The sequence below is a fragment of the Pseudomonas sp. OST1909 genome (genome assembly GCF_015277575.1).
Taxonomy (GTDB): Bacteria; Pseudomonadota; Gammaproteobacteria; order Pseudomonadales; family Pseudomonadaceae; genus Aquipseudomonas; species Aquipseudomonas synxantha_A.
Genome location: NZ_CP063780.1, coordinates 4,652,011 through 4,669,515, shown reverse-complemented (window position 1 = coordinate 4,669,515; position 17,505 = coordinate 4,652,011). Strand labels below are relative to the sequence as shown.

Sequence of the window (17,505 nt, the reverse complement as noted above, 5' to 3'; positions counted from 1 at the left end):
GGTAAGGGTCATGAATCGCTATGTTTCCGTTTTGGCATTGAGTGGGATCGCCGTGCTCGCGGGCTGTGTCGCCCCAACGCCAAAGCCCAATGACCCGTACTACGCGCCGGTGTTGCCACGCACGCCGCTGCCGGCGGCGGCCAATAACGGCTCGATCTACCAGGCTGGTTTCGAACAGAACCTTTACAGCGACCGCAAGGCCTTCCGGGTCGGTGACATCATCACCATCACCCTCAACGAGAAGACCCAGGCCAGCAAGAACGCCAACTCGCAGATCGGCAAGAACAGCAAGACCAGCATCGGCCTGACGTCGCTGTTCGGCGGTGGCCTGAACACCAACAACCCGCTGGGCGGTGGTGACCTGAGCCTGGACGCCGGCTACAGCGGCGACCGTGCCACCAACGGCAAGAGTGCGGCGGGGCAGGGCAACAGCCTGACCGGCTCGATCACCGTGACCGTGGCCGACGTATTGCCCAACGGCATCATCGCCATACGCGGTGAAAAGTGGATGACCCTCAACACCGGCGACGAGCTGGTGCGCATTGCCGGGATGGTCCGCGCCGATGATATTTCCACCGACAATACCGTGCCGTCGACGCGCATTGCCGATGCGCGCATCACCTACTCGGGGACGGGTTCGTTTGCTGATGCAAGCCAGCCGGGCTGGTTCGATCGTTTCTTCCTTAGCCCGCTGTTCCCTTTCTAGGTGGCCATTTTGAATTTCAAACAGCTGATGGCGACGGCGCTCTTGCTGGCCTTGAGCACTGTGGCCCAGGCCGAGCGGCTCAAAGATATCGCCAGTATTTCCGGCGTGCGCTCCAACCAGTTGATCGGCTACGGCCTGGTGGTGGGGCTCAATGGCACGGGTGACCAGACCACCCAGACGCCGTTCACCCTGCAGACCTTCAACAACATGCTGTCCCAGTTCGGTATCAAGGTGCCGCCAGGCTCGGGCAACGTGCAATTGAAGAACGTTGCCGCGGTGTCGATCAGTGCCGATTTGCCGCCATTCGCCAAGCCGGGCCAGGTGGTGGACATCACCGTTTCGTCCATGGGCAACTCCAAAAGCCTGCGTGGCGGCACCTTGCTGATGACGCCGCTCAAAGGTATCGACGGCAACGTCTACGCCATTGCCCAGGGCAACCTGGTGGTCGGCGGGTTTGACGCTGAAGGCCGCGATGGTTCGAAGATCACTGTCAACGTACCGTCGGCCGGGCGCATTCCCGGTGGCGCGACGGTTGAACGCACCGTGCCGAGCGGTTTCAACCAGGGCAACAGCCTGACCCTGAACCTCAATCGCTCCGACTTCACCACTGCCAAGCGCGTGGTCGACAAGATCAACGACATGCTCGGCCCAGGTGTGGCCCAGGCCATCGACGGCGGTTCGATTCGCGTCACCGCACCACTGGACCCCAGCCAGCGTGTGGACTACCTGTCGATCCTGGAAAACCTGGAGGTCGACCCTGGCCAGGCGGTGGCAAAAGTCATCATCAACTCACGTACCGGCACTATCGTGATCGGCCAGAACGTCAAGGTCTCGCCGGCAGCGGTGACCCACGGCAGCTTGACGGTGACCATCACCGAAGACCCGATCGTCAGCCAGCCGGGCCCGCTGTCCAACGGCCAGACCGCCGTGGTCCCGCGCTCGCGGGTCAATGCCCAGCAAGAAGCCAAGCCGATGTTCAAGTTCGGCCCCGGCACCACCCTGGACGAGATTGTCCGCGCGGTGAACCAGGTGGGCGCAGCGCCCGGCGACTTGATGGCCATCCTCGAAGCTTTGAAACAGGCCGGCGCCTTGCAAGCCGACCTGATCGTGATCTGAGGCCATGGCCATGGATATGCGCAAGAGCGGCATCAGCAGCACGGCGGACTCGGGGTCTTACTCCGACCTGAATCGGCTTAACCAGCTGAAGGTCGGTGATGACAAGAACAGCGAAGGCAACATGCGCAAGGTGGCGCAGGAGTTCGAGTCGCTGTTTTTGAACGAGATGCTCAAGTCCATGCGCTCGGCTACCGACGCTCTGGGCAAGGACAACCCGCTGAATACCCCGGCGGCCAAGCAGTATCAGGAAATGTACGACCAGCAACTGGCGGTCTCGATGTCCCGCGAGGGCGGTGGTATCGGCCTGGCCGACGTGCTGATGCGCCAGATGCAAAAGAACAAACCGGTGGAGGCCCAGGCCGCCACCTTGCAAGGCCCGGCGGCGGATGGGCCGGTGAAGAAAGTTGATGTGCCGACTGAGATTGCTGCCGGTACCCAGGCTGAGGGCCCGTTGGGGCGCTCCAATGGGCAGCGTCCATTGTGGGCCTATCGCGTGGCTGAGCCGCAGGCTGGGGCCGTTGCGTCTCACAGCAACGACATGGAGCTGATGAACCAGCGCCGTATCGCCTTGCCCAGCAAGCTGACTGACCGTTTGCTTGCCGGCATCGTGCCCAGTACCCAGGTCGTGGCCAAGGCCGCGCCGCTGCGTAACAGTGCCGCCGATGACAACGTCATCAACAGCAGTGCGCGCACCTTTGCCGTACCGAGCGGGCGCATGCAGGTGTATGGCCGCGCCATTGCCCAGCCACCGCTGGCACCGGCGAAGAAAGCCTTCAGCTCCCAGGATGAATTCGTCGCCACCATGCTGCCGATGGCCAAGGCCGCCGCCGCACGGATTGGCATCGATCCCAAGTACCTGGTGGCCCAGGCAGCGCTGGAAACCGGTTGGGGCAAATCGGTCATGCGTGCCGAAGACGGCAGCAGCAGCCACAACCTGTTCGGCATCAAGGCCGGCCAGAGTTGGCAGGGCGGCCAGGCCCGTGCGATCACCAGCGAGTTTCGCGATGGTGCGATGGTCAAGGAAACGGCGCAGTTCCGTTCCTACAGCTCCTACCAGGACAGCTTCCACGACCTCGTGACCCTGCTGCAAAGCCATGATCGCTATAAAGAAGTTGTGAAATCAGCCGACAACCCGGAACAGTTTGTACGCGAGTTGCAAAAAGCCGGTTATGCAACCGACCCGGATTACGCCAGCAAGATTTCGCAGATCGCAAAAACCATGAACAGTTACCAGAACTACGCTGCCGCTGGCGCAACCACACATTTATAAGGTCTGAACCATGAGTTTGCTCAGTATCGGGATGTCAGGGCTCAACGCCGCTCAAGGATCGTTGTCGGTCTTGAGTAATAACATCGCCAACGTTAATACCCCAGGGTACTCGCGTCAGCAGACCACGCAGAATACTAACGCGTCGAACCCGTTCGGCGGTGTGTTCATCGGCACTGGTACCACCCTGGCCGACGTGCGCCGGGTGTACAACGAATACCTGGACACTGCCTACCAGAACAGCACGGCCCTGAACAACGATGCCAAGGCGTATCTGGATCAGGTCGGCGCCGTCGACAAAGTGCTGTCGGACAAGACCACCGGTCTGTCATCGGTGCTCAGCTCGTTCTTCGCTACCCTGCAAACCGCAGCGTCCAACCCCAGCGACCTGTCGGCCCGCCAACTGCTGGTGACCAACGCCCAGACCCTGAGCAGCCGTTTCAACGCGATCTCGACGCAATTGACCCAGCAGAAAGAGACTATCAACAACCAACTGAGCAGCATGAGTGAGCAGGTCAATCAATTGACCGCCTCCATTGCCTCGCTCAACAAGCAGATCTCCCAAGTGCAAGGCGCGTCGGGCAATGCGCCGGCCAACCTGCTGGACTCGCGTAACGAGGCGGTACGCTCGCTCAATGAGCTGATCGGCGTAACGGCCACCGAGAAGAACGGCCAGTTCAGCGTGACCACCGGCAGCGGCCAGTCCCTGGTGGAGGGCGGGATCTCCAATACGATTTCCGCAGTGCCGAGCAAAACCGATAACAGCCAGTACACCATTCAGCTGGACATGAACGGCACCACCATGGACCTGGGCGGCGTCATCAGTGGCGGCAGCATCGGTGGCCTGTTGCGTTATCGCAGTGATGCCTTGATGCCGGCTATCAACGACCTGGGCCGTATCGCCATCGCAACCGCAGACACCATCAATAACCAGCTGGGCCAAGGCCTGGACCTCAATGGTGACTTTGGCGTTTCGCTGTTCAAAGACATCAACAGTGCCGCCGCCATTGCGTCGCGCAGCCAGGGCGCCTCGGGCAACAGTGCCGGGGCCGGCAACCTGAACGTGACGATCAAGGACAGCAGTAAGTTGTCCACGTTTGACTACACCGTGACCTTCAGCGACAAGACCGACCCCAACAAGGTCACCGTGTTGCGCTCGGACGGCAAGGCCATGGGCACCTTTGACATGGGCTCCACACCGCCGCCGACCATGGATGGCTTTACCCTGGCGCTGGACGGCAAGGGCGCCATGGCGTTTGGCGACAGCTTCAAAGTCAGCCCGACCGCCACCGGCGCAAGCGGTATGGGTGTAGCACTCACCGATGCCAACAAGCTGGCGTTTGCCGGCCCGCTGGCGGGTACCAGCAGCAAGACCAACAGCGGCACAGGCACATTTACCCAGCCGTCGTTGACGGTGCCGCTGGACATCCATGGCGGCACCGACACCGCACAGTTGCGCGCCGGTATTGAAAACTCGATGCCGGTGAAGATGGTGTTCGGCAAACCCGCCGCCGACGGTACGCAGTCGTATACGATCAGCGACTCCAAGGGCAACCCGATTGGCACTGGCTCAATCATCCCGGGGCAGGGCAACAAGATCACCGTCGACGTACCGATGCGCGACGCCAGCGGTGCAGCCATCCCCGGCAAGAGCTTCAAGTTCGACACCACTGTCAATGGCTCCCCGGCAGACGGCGACAGCACCACCTTCGCCTTCAACAGCGGCGGCAAATCCGATGGCCGAAACGCCCAGGAACTGCTGAACCTGCAAACCAAGGCCACCGTTGGCATGGGCGAGGGCAACGGGGGCACCAGCCTGGTGGGGGCCAACAGCAAGCTGGTCTCCACTGTCGGCGCCAAGGCCAGCCAGGCCGGGGTCGACAGCGCCGCCACCGGTGCGTTGCTGAGCGCCAATAAAGATGCGCGCAACTCGGTGTCCGGGGTCAACCTGGATGACGAAGCCGGCGACATGATCAAGTTCCAGCAGTACTACACCGCGTCGTCGCAGATCATCAAGGCTGCGCAGGAAACCTTCACCACACTGATGAATGCTCTTTAAGGGAGGCTGGGACGATGCGTATTTCTACACAGCAGTATTTCGAGACCAGCTCTGCCAAGTACCAGAGCAACTATTCCAGCGTGGTCAAGGCCCAGGACCAGGCCAGCACCGGTGTCCGTGTGCAAACCGCCGCTGATGATCCGGTAGCGGCGGCGCGGTTGCTGATGCTGCAGCAGCAGAAAGACATGCTGGCGCAGTTCAACGGCAATATCGACACGTTGAAGAATTCGCTGACCACCCAGGACGGCGTGCTGGAAAACATCAATATCGCGATTCAACGCGCCAGTGAATTGGCGCTGAAGGCGGGTAACGTCGGCATCAGCGATGCTGACCGCAAGTCGACTGCCGCCGAGATCGGCGCCATTGAAGATCAGGTCCTGGGCCTGCTCAATACCAAGGACGCCAGCGGTAATTACCTGTTCTCCGGGAGCAAGACCGACACGCCTCCCTACACCCGCAACAATGACGGCACCTACAGCTACCAGGGCGATGACACGCCGCTGAGCCTGAAGGTGGCGGAGAACCTGTCGGTCGCCATGGGCAATACCGCCAAGAGCATGCTTGAAAGCTCTGCGAATACGGGCCGTACGCAAACAGCACCGATCCTCGTGCCGCCAGCGGTCGATGATGGCAAGGTCACCGTGTCTGCCGGGTTGATCGCGGCCAACACCAGCTATAACAGCAGTTTTTCCGACGGCCAGCCGTACAAGCTGACCTTCACCAGCAGCACCCAATATGTCGTAACGGACAATGCCGGCAAGGACATCACCTCGGAGATTCCGGGCAACGGCACTTTCGATGCCACCAAGGAAGGCGGTTCGAGTATCAATCTGCGCGGGGTCAAGTTCGACATCGGCTTGAACCTGGGCAAGGACGCACTGGGCAAAGACATACTGCCCGGCGCGCCATCGGACGCCATCGTCAAGGATCGCGAGTTCAGCTTGTCGGTCAAGCCGGACACCTTCAGTGTTTCGCGCACCCCGAGCAATCCGTCCACTGCGCAACTGAGCGGCGGCACGGTGAGCGATCCGGCGGCATACGCCAGCACCTTTCCCAACTCGGGTGTCGTCGTCAAGTTTGGCGCGGCCGGTGCCTATGATCTGTATGCGCAGCCGTATACCGCAGACAGTAAATCCATTGCCAGTGGCACCCTGGCAGCTGGTGCAACGTCAATCACGGCGGCGGGCGTGACCTTCGATGTCACCACCGCACCGGCGCCGGCAGCCGGCGACCAGTTTTCGATCAGTGCCACCAGCAACAAGAACGAGAATGTCCTCGACACCTTGAGCCATTTGCGCAAAATCCTGGAAACGCCGTCAGACGGCAACCCGGCGGCGCAGAAGGAGCTCAAGGATGTGGTGGCCAAGTCCATTGGCAACTTGACCAATGCCTACAGCCAGATCGACCAGGCGCGCGGCTCCCTGGGTGCGCGCCTCAATGGCCTGGATATTCAGTCCAAGGAAAACGTCAGCCTGGACCTGGCCAATACCACCACCATGAATGCCCTGGGCAATGTCGACTTCGCCGAAGCCGCCATCAACCTGAGCTTGCAGCAGACCATGTTGCAGGCTTCGCAGTTGGCCTTTGTGAAAATCTCGCAGTTGAGCCTGTTCAACAAGATGTGATCGGCGCTGTGCACGACGGCCCAGCCTGGAAACAGGCTGGGCCGTCGTCGTTTCCGTGGCGCAATTGTTGAAACGTTTTGCATAAACCACGCAAAATTGAGTGACCTGTGAGTCATAAAGCGCATCTTCACTGTATCGTGTGAAAAGGATAAGTCGTCACAGGGCCTTCATCGGGCGGCTTTCACCGGGATTTTTATGGGGTTATCCCCTTTATTGTCAGCACTTCCGGCATAGCCCGAGGGGTGTTCTCCAGCTATTTAGTATTGGGAAGCCACAATGATTGGCATAAAAAGCATCGCCAGTTACGTGCCGGCGGACGGGATCGATAACTACGCCCAGGGTGCCAAGTTCGCCAAGGATGAAGAATTCATCATTGGCAAGATCGGCTCGGCGTTCCTGCCGCGCAAGGAAGCTGCACAGGAGACTTCCGATCTGTGCGTCGAAGCAGTCAACGCCTTGTTTGCCAACAACCCCGAATTGAAGCGTGAGTCCATCGACGCGCTGATCGTCGTCACCCAGAACGGCGATGAAGAGGGCCTGCCTCATACCGCCGCCATCGTTCAGGACAAACTGGGCCTGCCTACCCACGTTGCCGCCTTCGATATTTCCCTGGGCTGCTCCGGCTACGTCTACGGCATCTACGCGATGAAGGGCTTCATGGAAGCCGCCGGCCTGAAAAACGGCCTGCTGATCACTGCAGACCCGTACTCGAAGATCGTCGACCCGGAAGATCGCAACACCACCATGCTGTTCGGCGATGCCGCCACCGCCACCTGGATGGGCGAAGATGCGCCGTGGTTGCTGGGCAAATCCAAGTTCGGCACCGACGGTTCCGGCGCGCCGCACCTCAAAGTCAGCGACGGCGTGTTCTTCATGAACGGCCGCCAGGTGTTCAACTTCGCGCTGCTGAAAGTGCCGGCGCACTTGCACGAGTTGCTCGCAGAGTCGGACCTCAAGGCCGATGACATCGATGCGTTCTGCATCCACCAGGGCAGTGCGGCCATCGTCGATGCCGTGGCGCGTCGCTTTGAAGAGGCGCCGGTGGACAAGTTCATCAAGGACATGGTCGAGACCGGCAACACTGTGTCGTCGAGCATCCCGTTGCTGCTGGAAAAGCACGTGATGGACGCTACCTGGAAGCGTGTGGCAATCAGCGGGTTTGGTGTGGGCCTGTCGTGGGGCTCGGCGATTCTCTATCGCCCGTGATGTTTTAGCCGCTGCATAAAAAACGCCGATGATCCTTCGATCATCGGCGTTTTTTTATTGGCGCCAGAAAAGTCAATGAAACCGGGCTTCTGTGCCTGCATAAGCCCTTGAAATACAAGGGCTGGCACAGGGCTACTAAAAAAAATCAAAAAAATCCTCAAGCAACCGGCTACCACGACGATAACTATTACGTAGGTTCTCTAGGCCACACCCGGCGGTCGCCAGGGCCGGAAGCCGCAGTATCCAAATCACGAGGATTTCGTCATGGCATTATCAGTAAACACCAACATCACCTCCCTGGGTGTCCAGAAGAACCTGAACAAAGCTTCCGACGCCCTGAGCCAGTCGATGAACCGTCTGTCCTCCGGCCTGAAAATCAACAGCGCCAAAGACGACGCTGCCGGCATGCAGATCGCCAACCGTCTGAACAACCAGGTCAAAGGCCTGAACGTTGCCATCGCCAACGCCAACAACGGCGTGTCGATTGCCCAGACCGCTGAAGGCGCGATGCAAGAATCCACCAACACCCTGCAGCGTCTGCGTGAACTCGCCCTGCAAGCGTCCAACGGTGACAAAAGCGACGCTGACCGTGTTTCCCTGCAGCAGGAATTCACCGCTAAAGTGGGCGAGCTGAACCGTATCGCCAGCACCACCACCTTCGGTGGTCGTAACCTGCTCGACGGCTCGTTCAGCAACGTAGCGTTCCAGATCGGCGCCAACGCCAACGAGACTATCTCGTTCGGTATGACCGACATCAGCTCGACTGCGCTGAAGGGTAACTACAAAGAAGCTGCTGTAAATGGCACCGCGATGACTGGTCTGGCTGCTACTTCGACCGGCTCCGTGTTGGGCGGTACTAAAGCCACCGTAACCGGTGGTGCCGCAGCACTGGCAACTGTTGCAACTGACGCGTTCACCATTAACGGTACTGAAATTACTCTGGGTGTTGCCGCTGCTGGTGCAGCAGCCGGTACTGCTGCCGTTACTGCTATCAACGCTCAAACAGCTACCACTGGTGTTACTGCTAGCGCTGATGCTGCTGGTGTCGTTACTCTGACCTCGAAAAGTGCTATTACCCTGGGCGCTTCCGCTACCGGCGGCGCAACAGCGGGCCTGGCCAAACTCGGTCTGACTGCAGGTGCTACTCCAGCTACCAACAGTACCCCTACCGGCACCACCGCAATGGGTTTGACTGGCGGTATCTCGGTTAACGGCACTGCTGTAGCCTGGACTGCCACTGATACAATGGCTGACGTGCTGACTGACATCGCTGCTGCTGCGGGTGCTGGTGCAACCGCTACATTGGTTGATGGTCGTGTCAAAGTGACCTCCGGTGGTGGCCAGGACATCAAGCTGTCCAACACCTCTGCGGGTTCGCTGTCGCAATTGGGTCTTTCCGCTGGTACTTCCCAAGCCAAACTGACCGCTGACACCTCCATCGATGTGAACGGCGTTGAAGTCAAGTTCAAGAAAGGTGACACCGCTGACGCGATCGTTTCTTCGATCAACAGCGCCAGCACCGGTGTTCAAGCCAGCAAAAACGCTGACGGCACCCTGAACCTGTTCGCTGACAAAGACATCACCATCAAGGATGGTAGCGCCGGTACTGGCCTGGCTGCACTGGGTCTGACCGCTGTTGCAGCGGCCGGCACCAAAACCGCCGTCACCATGGAAACCAGCGTTTCCGACCTGAACATCCTGACTGCCGCTGCTTCGCAACAGGCTACCCAGGCTCTGGACGATGCCATGCAGCAGATCGACAGCCAGCGTTCGCAGCTGGGTGCCGTACAAAACCGCTTCACCAGCACCGTGGCCAACCTGCAGAGCATTTCGCAGAACTCCTCCGCTGCCAAAGGCCGCGTAGAAGACGCTGACTTCGCTTCTGAAGCCGCTGAGCTGACCAAGCAACAAACCCTGCAACAGGCTTCCACTGCGATCCTGTCCCAGGCCAACCAACTGCCATCCGCTGTACTGAAGCTGCTTCAGTAATAGCGCTAGCGGTTAAATAACGGGAGGGTGCGTTTAACGACGTGCCCTTCCGTTTTTTCAGTTTGGAGGTGGTGACATGGACATGAGCATCAAGCTGACCTCGTCTTACCCCGCAGCCACGGCTTCGGCCAACCTTGGCGCAGTGGTGACCCAGGCCAAGCCTGTGGCCAGCAATGAGCCGATCAAGAGTGAAGAGCCTCAGCGCGTGGCGCTGGAGAAGGCTGTTACCGATATGCGTGAGTTTGTGCAGGCTTCACAGCGCAACCTGGATTTTTCCATCGATGACTCTACCGGCAAGGTAGTGGTCAAGGTGATCGCCACCGACAGTGGTGAAGTGATTCGACAGATTCCATCGGAGACCGCGCTGAAATTGGCGCAGAACCTGAGCGATGCCGGCAGCCTGTTGTTTGATAGCAAGGCTTGAGTTGGCACGAAACATGTTTCTGATTGCGGTCTAGGCGTTTAAGCGCCAAAAAAACGGCCGCCGCAGGACAAGGAGAATGAAAAATGGCTAGTTCAACGATTTCCGGCCCTGGTTCGGGCTACGACACGCAAGCTATCGTCAAGGCGTTGGTGGGGGCTGAACAAGCGCCTAAACAACAGCAGATCACCAACGAGCAGAAAACTGCCACCGTCCAGTTGTCGGCAGTTGGTTCGATCAAGACGGCGTTGGAGGCCTATCAGGCGGCGATCACCAAGTTGAATAACCCCTCCGCGTTCAATGGGCTGGCGGCAAGTTCTTCGGAAGAGAAAAACGCCAAGGTGACGTTGGGTGACGGAGCATCCAGTGGCAAGTACGTGTTGCAAGTCGATAACCTGGCAACCGCTTCAAAAGTTACCACTGCGGTGAATGCTGAGGGTGCCTCGGGCAAGGCCAACACTACAGACGAAGACCAGACGCTGACCATCAACCAGTCGGGTAAAAGCTTCGATGTGGTGATTCCAGGTGGCGCGACCCTGCAACAGGTGCGAGAGTCAATCAATACCCAGCTCTCGTCGCAGGGTATCAGTGCCAACGTATTGAGCGACTCCAATGGTGCGCGACTGGTACTGACCTCGACCAATATGGGCGAAGGCACCGACATCACCCTCAGCGGTGATTCGCAACTGGCCAGCGGGTATGACAAAGGCACGCCGCCGACCAACGCCAAGTACTCCATCGACGGCATTGCAATGTCATCCAGCAGCAACAAAATCACGTCGGCGATCAGTGGCGTCACGTTGGAGCTGTTGGACACCATTGATGTGAAAAAACCGACGACCATTACCGTGGCCAGTAACACTGACACGTTGAAAACCTCGGTACAGTCCTTCGTCAGTGCGTACAACACGCTGATGACCGCCATCAATACCCAGACCAAAGTTACTGCAACCGGTGACGCGTCGACTACCACCGCAGGTGCCTTGACCGGCGATGCGTCAATGCGCCAATTGGTGAACAGCCTGCGCTCCGAACTGGTCAACGGCTCCGGCGCGGGCACCATGACCAGCCTGGCCCAGATGGGTATCACCACCGATCAGAAAACCGGCCTGCTGAGCCTGGATGACAAGACGTGGGACAAGGCCGTAGTCAAAGGCGCTGGCGATATTGCCAAGCTGTTCACCGGCGACACGGGTTTGATCACGCGCATGAACAAGGCGACGAAGAGCTACGTGGGCACCACCGGCACCCTGGCAACCCGGGCGACGGATCTCAACAACAAGTTGACCGACTTGACCAAAGAGACGGCCGACCTGACACGACGTATGGACGCCTTGCAAAAATCCCTGACCGCCAAGTACACGGCCATGGACACCATGATCGCGCAGATCAACGCCAGCAGCTCCAGCATCCTGACCACCCTCAACTCGCTGAACAATCCGAAATCGAACTGATGGGCGGCGCGCTTTCAGGCCCTGATTCAGGGCCTTGGCGTATGGTTGGGAATTAAAGTTTTCGTCGCCACGGTCGAAAAACTGGTTAAGCAAACCTATTCGATTGTCGCCAGTAACGAGGTAGCAACATGAACCCGATGAGAGCCCTTCGCCAATACCAGAAGGTCAGTTCCCATGCCCAGGTCTCCGAAGCCAGCCCGCACCGCCTGGTGCAGATGCTGATGGAAGGAGGCCTTGATCGCATGGCGCAGGCCAAGGGCGCATTGAACCGTGGGGATATTGCCCAGAAAGGGCTGATGCTGGGCAAGGCGATTGAAATTATCTCTGGCCTGCGTGACGGCCTGGAGCCAGAAAAGGCCGAAGATCCGGCAGCAGTGCACCAGTTGGACGCCTTGTATGGCTATATGAGCAATCGTTTGGTCGAGGCCAACCAGGTGAATGACGCCGAGATAATCGACGAAGTCGCCCGCCTGCTGATCACCGTCAAGACCGGCTGGGATGCCATCGCTCCACAATAAGGCCGATCGCCTTGAGGGACACATCATGAGCCATGCACTGCAACGCATCGACGAAACCCGCGAAGCCCTTCTCGGCGCGCTGGCCGAGCGCAACTGGGAAGCCGTGGGCGAGTTGGACCTGGGTTGCCGCGCGGTGATTGATGAGGTGCTCAGTCAGGCACCGGTAGACGAGGGCGCGTTGCGCGAGAAGCTGGAAAGTTTGTTGGTGGTGTACCAGCAGTTGCTGGAGGTGACGACCGGCGAGCGCCAGGCGATTTTCGAAGAGATGTCGCAGATCAACCAAGCGAAAAATGCGTCAAAGGTTTACCATCTCTTCGGTTGAACGGGCGCAGTTAATCCGCACGGCGCGTCATATATTTGACTGTGCCAGCATTTTTGACTTAACTAGTGCTGTTTTCAGATTTCAGACGTCTAGTAGGTAACAAATCTTACAGGCGTCTTGATTGCCCTCATTCCGGGGCAGGAAGTTTTACTAGGGAAGTTGCTATTGCATGTGGCGTGAAACCAAAATTCTGCTGATCGATGACGATAGCGTCCGCCGCCGCGATTTAGCGGTGATTTTAAATTTTCTTGGTGAAGAAAATTTACCCTGCGCCAGCCACGATTGGCAGCAGGCGGTCAGCTCGTTGGCGTCGAGCCGTGAAGTCATCTGTGTATTGATCGGGACGGTAAACGCTCCTGGCGCAGTTCTGGGCCTGTTAAAGACACTGTCAACCTGGGATGAGTTCCTTCCGGTGTTGCTGATGGGCGATATTTCTTCTGTGGACCTGCCGGAAGACCAGCGCCGCCGCGTGCTTTCCACCCTGGAAATGCCGCCCAGCTACAGCAAATTGCTCGATTCGCTGCACCGCGCCCAGGTCTATCGCGAGATGTACGACCAGGCCCGCGAGCGCGGCCGTCACCGTGAACCCAACCTGTTTCGCAGCCTCGTCGGCACCAGCCGTGCGATCCAGCACGTGCGCCAGATGATGCAGCAAGTGGCCGACACCGACGCCAGTGTGCTGATCCTCGGCGAGTCGGGCACCGGCAAGGAAGTGGTCGCACGCAACCTGCACTATCACTCCAAGCGTCGCGACGGGCCTTTTGTGCCGGTCAACTGCGGGGCGATCCCGGCAGAGCTGCTGGAAAGCGAACTGTTCGGCCACGAGAAGGGCGCCTTTACCGGGGCGATCACCAGCCGTGCCGGGCGTTTCGAGCTGGCCAATGGCGGCACGCTGTTCCTTGACGAAATCGGCGACATGCCGCTGCCGATGCAGGTCAAGTTGCTGCGTGTGTTGCAGGAGCGCACCTTCGAGCGCGTGGGCAGCAACAAGACCCAGAGCGTGGACGTGCGCATCATTGCCGCCACCCACAAGAACCTCGAAAGCATGATCGAGGTTGGCAGCTTCCGCGAAGACCTGTACTACCGCCTCAACGTATTCCCCATCGAGATGGCCCCGCTGCGCGAGCGCGTGGAAGACATTCCGTTGCTGATGAACGAGCTGATCTCGCGCATGGAGCACGAAAAGCGCGGCTCCATTCGTTTCAACTCTGCCGCGATCATGTCGCTGTGCCGTCACGGCTGGCCGGGCAACGTGCGCGAGCTGGCGAACCTGGTGGAACGCATGGCGATCATGCATCCGTACGGGGTGATCGGCGTGGTCGAGCTGCCGAAGAAATTTCGCTACGTCGACGATGAAGACGAGCAGATGGACAGCCTGCGCAGTGACATGGAAGAGCGCGTGGCCATTAACGGTCATGCCCCGGACTTCGGTGCCACCGCCATGCTGCCGCCCGAAGGTCTTGACCTCAAGGACTACCTCGGCAACCTGGAACAAGGGTTGATCCAGCAGGCTCTGGACGACGCGCATGGCATCGTTGCCCGCGCCGCCGAGCGTCTGCGCATCCGCCGTACCACCCTGGTGGAGAAGATGCGCAAGTACGGTATGAGCCGCAAAGAAGGTGATGAACAGGCGGATGATTGACGCCTGTTTTTCAACTAGCTGATTTATAGGTAGATTTTTTTCGGCACGGGTATTGCTACAGCCCTCGCAACGTTCCGTTTAACTGACGGTCAGCCAAGCGAGAGAGCATCATGCCCCACGCCGCCCAACTATCTTCGGCCCCTGCCATCCAGGGGCTGGTTTCGCCTGTAGAACCGCCGACCCGCCAGGGCCTGGAACAAGCGTTCTCGCAGTTCAACCAGATGTCGAGCCAACTGACTGACTCCTACAGTCTGCTTGAGGCGCGGGTGTCCGAGCTTAAAGGCGAGCTGGCGGTGGTCAGTGCCCAGCGCATGCAGGAGCTGGCGGAAAAAGAACGCCTGGCCAACCGTCTGCAAAATCTTCTGGACCTGTTGCCCGGTGGCGTGATCGTCATCGACGACCAGGGCCGTGTGCGCGAAGCCAACCCGGCGGCCTGCGACCTGCTGGGCCTGCCGCTGGAAGGCGAGCTGTGGCGCCATGTCATCACCCGCTGCTTTGCGCCGCGAGAAGACGACGGCCACGAAGTCTCCCTCAAGGACGGGCGTCGCCTGTCTATCGCCACTCGCTCCCTGGACGCCGAGCCGGGCCAATTGGTGCTGCTCAATGACCTGACGCAAACCCGTCACCTGCAAGACCAGTTGGCCCGTCATGAGCGGCTGTCGTCGTTGGGCAGGATGGTCGCCTCGTTGGCGCATCAGATCCGCACCCCCTTGTCGGCGGCGTTGATCTACGCCAGTCATTTGACTGATGAGCAATTGCCTGTGGCCACTCAGCAACGATTTGCCGGGCGCCTCAAGGAGCGCTTGCATGAATTGGAGCACCAGGTGCGCGACATGCTGGTGTTTGCCCGCGGCGAATTGCCGCTGACCGACCGCGTCACGCCTGCCGGGTTGATGCAGGCCTTGCAAGCAGCGGCGGCGACCCATGTACAGGGCGCCAACCTGCGTTGGCAATGTGACAGCCACCAGGGCGAATTGCTGTGCAACCGCGACACCCTGGTCGGCGCCTTGCTCAACCTGATCGAAAACGCCACCCAGGCCAGCGGCCCGGATGCACGCCTCAAAGTGCACCTCTACGCCCGCGAACAAACCCTGCGCCTGTGTATCAGCGACAGCGGCAGCGGCATCGACCCCCAGGTGCTGCAACGCCTGGGCGAGCCGTTTTTTACCACCAAGACCAACGGCACTGGCCTGGGCCTGACCGTGGTCAAGGCAGTGGCACGCGCCCATCAGGGAGAATTGCAGTTGCGCTCCCGCTTGGGGCGCGGCACCTGTGCATTGATGACCTTGCCGCTGTTTTCCAGCGCGGCGAGCGCGGAGTAAAAGGATTATGGCTATCAAGGTTTTATTGGTGGAAGACGATCGCGCCCTGCGTGAAGCATTGGCTGACACGCTGCTGTTGGCGGGCCATGACTACCGTGCGGTCGGCTCTGCCGAGGAGGCCTTGGCGGCGGTCGAGCAGGAAGCCTTCAGCTTGGTGGTCAGCGATGTGAACATGCCCGGCATGGACGGCCACCAGTTGCTCGGCCTGCTGCGTGCGCGCCAGCCGCAGCTGCCGGTGCTGCTGATGACTGCCCATGGCGCCGTGGAGCGGGCGGTGGACGCCATGCGCCAGGGCGCGGCGGATTACCTGGTCAAACCGTTCGAGCCCAAGGCGCTGATCGAGCTGGTCGCCCGACATGCCCTTGGCGTGATGTCGGCGGGCGAGGGCGACGGCCCGATAGCCTTTGAACCGGCCAGCGCGCAATTGCTGGAACTGGCAGCGCGGGTGGCGCGCAGTGATTCCACTGTGCTGATTTCCGGCGAATCCGGCACCGGTAAAGAAGTGTTGGCACGCTACATCCACCAGCAGTCCAGCCGTGCCCAGCAACCGTTCATTGCGATCAACTGTGCGGCGATCCCCGACAACATGCTCGAAGCCACGTTGTTCGGCCATGAAAAGGGCTCGTTCACCGGCGCCATCGCGGCCCAGGCCGGCAAGTTCGAACAGGCCGACGGCGGTACCATCCTGCTCGACGAAATCTCGGAAATGCCCCTGGGCCTGCAAGCCAAGTTGCTGCGTGTGTTGCAGGAGCGTGAAGTGGAGCGCGTGGGGGCACGCAAGCCGATCCAGCTGGATATCCGCGTGGTTGCCACCACCAACCGCGACCTGGCCGGCGAAGTGGCGGCGGGGCGCTTCCGGGAGGACCTGTTCTACCGGCTCTCGGTGTTCCCCCTGGCCTGGCGCCCGTTGCGCGAGCGCCCGGCGGATATCATTCCGTTGGCCGAGCGCCTGCTGAACAACCACGTCAAAAAAATGAAGCATGCCCAGGCGCGGTTATCGCCGCAGGCTCAGGCGTGCCTGGTCAGCTATCCGTGGCCGGGCAACGTGCGCGAGCTGGACAATGCCATCCAGCGTGCGCTGATTTTGCAGCAGGGCGGGTTGATCCAGCCGCAGGATTTCTGCCTGGCCATGGGCAATGGTGCTGCGCCGTTGCCGAGCCTGGCCCCGGCTCCAGTGGTCGCCGAGGTTGAATCAGCTGGCGCCCTGGGTGATGACCTGCGTCGTCGCGAATTCCAGATGATCATCGACACCCTGCGCGCTGAGCGTGGCCGCCGCAAAGAAGCGGCCGAGCGCCTGGGCATCAGCCCGCGCACCTTGCGCTACAAGCTGGCGCAGATGCGCGATGCTGGTATGGATGTGGAAGCTTATCTTTTCGCCACATGACCGGTAACAAGTTCTACAAGCTTTGTCGCCTTTTCTTACGAGTTGCTCCAGAGCTGGCACCCTTGTTGCTACCACCCCTAGTAACCGCTGCGTAGTGTCAAAAAATTGCGGGTCGTCGGAGAGAGAAGGTCATGAGCCAGGGTATTGAGTTCAATCGGTTGATGTTGGATATGCGCGCCATGCAAATGGATGCCATGGCTCAACCGAAATCCGTCGCGCCAGCGCCGGAATTGGGCCAAAGCAGTTTTGCCGACATGCTCGGTCAGGCAATCAATAAAGTCAGTGATACCCAGCAGGCGTCCAGCCAGTTGGCCACTGCGTTCGAGATCGGTAAAAGCGGCGTGGACCTCACCGATGTGATGGTCGCCTCGCAAAAGGCCAGTGTGTCTTTCCAGGCCTTGACTCAAGTGCGTAACAAGCTGGTTCAGGCTTATCAAGACATCATGCAGATGCCGGTTTAAGGACGAGATTTAA

General features: G+C 59.7%; 15 protein-coding genes. All 15 read left to right on the top strand.

The features are described from left to right. The first annotated feature begins 10 nt into the window (after window positions 1–10). The 15 genes from flgH (at window position 11) to fliE (ending at window position 17,492) form a co-directional block, all read left to right on the top strand. Window positions 11–706, top strand: a complete 696-nt coding sequence (gene flgH, locus IH404_RS20190; protein WP_005790104.1) for a flagellar basal body L-ring protein FlgH — start codon at window positions 11–13, stop codon at window positions 704–706. Between the two features lie 27 nt (window positions 707–733). Continuing rightward, window positions 734–1,822, top strand: coding sequence for a flagellar basal body P-ring protein FlgI (locus tag IH404_RS20185; RefSeq protein ID WP_164699565.1), 1,089 nt, complete (start codon window positions 734–736; stop codon window positions 1,820–1,822). A 4-nt stretch (window positions 1,823–1,826) separates the two neighbouring features. After that, complete coding sequence (flgJ, locus tag IH404_RS20180; RefSeq protein WP_032803660.1) at window positions 1,827–3,092, top strand: flagellar assembly peptidoglycan hydrolase FlgJ; 1,266 nt, start codon at window positions 1,827–1,829, stop codon at window positions 3,090–3,092. A gap of 10 nt (window positions 3,093–3,102) precedes the next feature. Then, entirely contained in the window at window positions 3,103–5,148 is a 2,046-nt protein-coding gene (flgK, locus tag IH404_RS20175; RefSeq protein WP_005790099.1) for a flagellar hook-associated protein FlgK, read from the top strand. Between the two features lie 14 nt (window positions 5,149–5,162). After that, on the top strand, window positions 5,163–6,773 hold the full coding sequence (locus IH404_RS20170; RefSeq protein ID WP_032880055.1) for a flagellar hook-associated protein 3: 1,611 nt from the start codon (window positions 5,163–5,165) through the stop codon (window positions 6,771–6,773). A gap of 276 nt (window positions 6,774–7,049) precedes the next feature. Then, complete coding sequence (locus IH404_RS20165; RefSeq protein ID WP_005790096.1) at window positions 7,050–7,979, top strand: ketoacyl-ACP synthase III; 930 nt, start codon at window positions 7,050–7,052, stop codon at window positions 7,977–7,979. Window positions 7,980–8,243: 264 nt separating this feature from the next. Then, entirely contained in the window at window positions 8,244–9,968 is a 1,725-nt protein-coding gene (locus tag IH404_RS20160) for a flagellin (RefSeq protein WP_005790094.1), read from the top strand. Window positions 9,969–10,044: 76 nt separating this feature from the next. Then, window positions 10,045–10,392: a flagellar protein FlaG gene (locus IH404_RS20155; protein WP_078821974.1), complete on the top strand. Its 348-nt coding sequence runs from the start codon at window positions 10,045–10,047 to the stop codon at window positions 10,390–10,392. An 83-nt stretch (window positions 10,393–10,475) separates the two neighbouring features. Continuing rightward, entirely contained in the window at window positions 10,476–11,843 is a 1,368-nt protein-coding gene (gene fliD / locus IH404_RS20150) for a flagellar filament capping protein FliD (RefSeq protein ID WP_032880058.1), read from the top strand. Window positions 11,844–11,971: 128 nt separating this feature from the next. Beyond that, entirely contained in the window at window positions 11,972–12,361 is a 390-nt protein-coding gene (gene fliS, locus IH404_RS20145) for a flagellar export chaperone FliS (protein WP_005790090.1), read from the top strand. Window positions 12,362–12,386: 25 nt separating this feature from the next. Beyond that, complete coding sequence (locus IH404_RS20140) at window positions 12,387–12,683, top strand: flagellar protein FliT (RefSeq protein ID WP_194438870.1); 297 nt, start codon at window positions 12,387–12,389, stop codon at window positions 12,681–12,683. A gap of 169 nt (window positions 12,684–12,852) precedes the next feature. Continuing rightward, window positions 12,853–14,325, top strand: coding sequence for a sigma-54 dependent transcriptional regulator (locus tag IH404_RS20135; RefSeq protein ID WP_005790087.1), 1,473 nt, complete (start codon window positions 12,853–12,855; stop codon window positions 14,323–14,325). A 110-nt stretch (window positions 14,326–14,435) separates the two neighbouring features. Then, window positions 14,436–15,647: an ATP-binding protein gene (locus IH404_RS20130; protein WP_005790086.1), complete on the top strand. Its 1,212-nt coding sequence runs from the start codon at window positions 14,436–14,438 to the stop codon at window positions 15,645–15,647. Between the two features lie 7 nt (window positions 15,648–15,654). Further along, entirely contained in the window at window positions 15,655–17,031 is a 1,377-nt protein-coding gene (locus IH404_RS20125; RefSeq protein ID WP_005790084.1) for a sigma-54 dependent transcriptional regulator, read from the top strand. Window positions 17,032–17,162: 131 nt separating this feature from the next. Next, the gene (gene fliE, locus IH404_RS20120) at window positions 17,163–17,492 is read left to right on the top strand and encodes a flagellar hook-basal body complex protein FliE (protein ID WP_005790083.1); all 330 of its coding nucleotides are present in this window, start codon (window positions 17,163–17,165) and stop codon (window positions 17,490–17,492) included. The last annotated feature ends 13 nt before the right edge of the window (window positions 17,493–17,505 follow it).

Bases quoted from the DNA above. Each gene is read 5' to 3' on its own strand.
- flgH (WP_005790104.1), top strand. From the start codon at position 11: ATGAATCGCTATGTTTCCGTTTTGGCATTGAGTGGGATCGCCGTGCTC.
- IH404_RS20185 (WP_164699565.1), top strand. From the start codon at position 734: ATGGCGACGGCGCTCTTGCTGGCCTTGAGCACTGTGGCCCAGGCCGAG.
- flgJ (WP_032803660.1), top strand. From the start codon at position 1,827: ATGGCCATGGATATGCGCAAGAGCGGCATCAGCAGCACGGCGGACTCG.
- flgK (WP_005790099.1), top strand. From the start codon at position 3,103: ATGAGTTTGCTCAGTATCGGGATGTCAGGGCTCAACGCCGCTCAAGGA.
- IH404_RS20170 (WP_032880055.1), top strand. From the start codon at position 5,163: ATGCGTATTTCTACACAGCAGTATTTCGAGACCAGCTCTGCCAAGTAC.
- IH404_RS20165 (WP_005790096.1), top strand. From the start codon at position 7,050: ATGATTGGCATAAAAAGCATCGCCAGTTACGTGCCGGCGGACGGGATC.
- IH404_RS20160 (WP_005790094.1), top strand. From the start codon at position 8,244: ATGGCATTATCAGTAAACACCAACATCACCTCCCTGGGTGTCCAGAAG.
- IH404_RS20155 (WP_078821974.1), top strand. From the start codon at position 10,045: ATGGACATGAGCATCAAGCTGACCTCGTCTTACCCCGCAGCCACGGCT.
- fliD (WP_032880058.1), top strand. From the start codon at position 10,476: ATGGCTAGTTCAACGATTTCCGGCCCTGGTTCGGGCTACGACACGCAA.
- fliS (WP_005790090.1), top strand. From the start codon at position 11,972: ATGAACCCGATGAGAGCCCTTCGCCAATACCAGAAGGTCAGTTCCCAT.
- IH404_RS20140 (WP_194438870.1), top strand. From the start codon at position 12,387: ATGAGCCATGCACTGCAACGCATCGACGAAACCCGCGAAGCCCTTCTC.
- IH404_RS20135 (WP_005790087.1), top strand. From the start codon at position 12,853: ATGTGGCGTGAAACCAAAATTCTGCTGATCGATGACGATAGCGTCCGC.
- IH404_RS20130 (WP_005790086.1), top strand. From the start codon at position 14,436: ATGCCCCACGCCGCCCAACTATCTTCGGCCCCTGCCATCCAGGGGCTG.
- IH404_RS20125 (WP_005790084.1), top strand. From the start codon at position 15,655: ATGGCTATCAAGGTTTTATTGGTGGAAGACGATCGCGCCCTGCGTGAA.
- fliE (WP_005790083.1), top strand. From the start codon at position 17,163: ATGAGCCAGGGTATTGAGTTCAATCGGTTGATGTTGGATATGCGCGCC.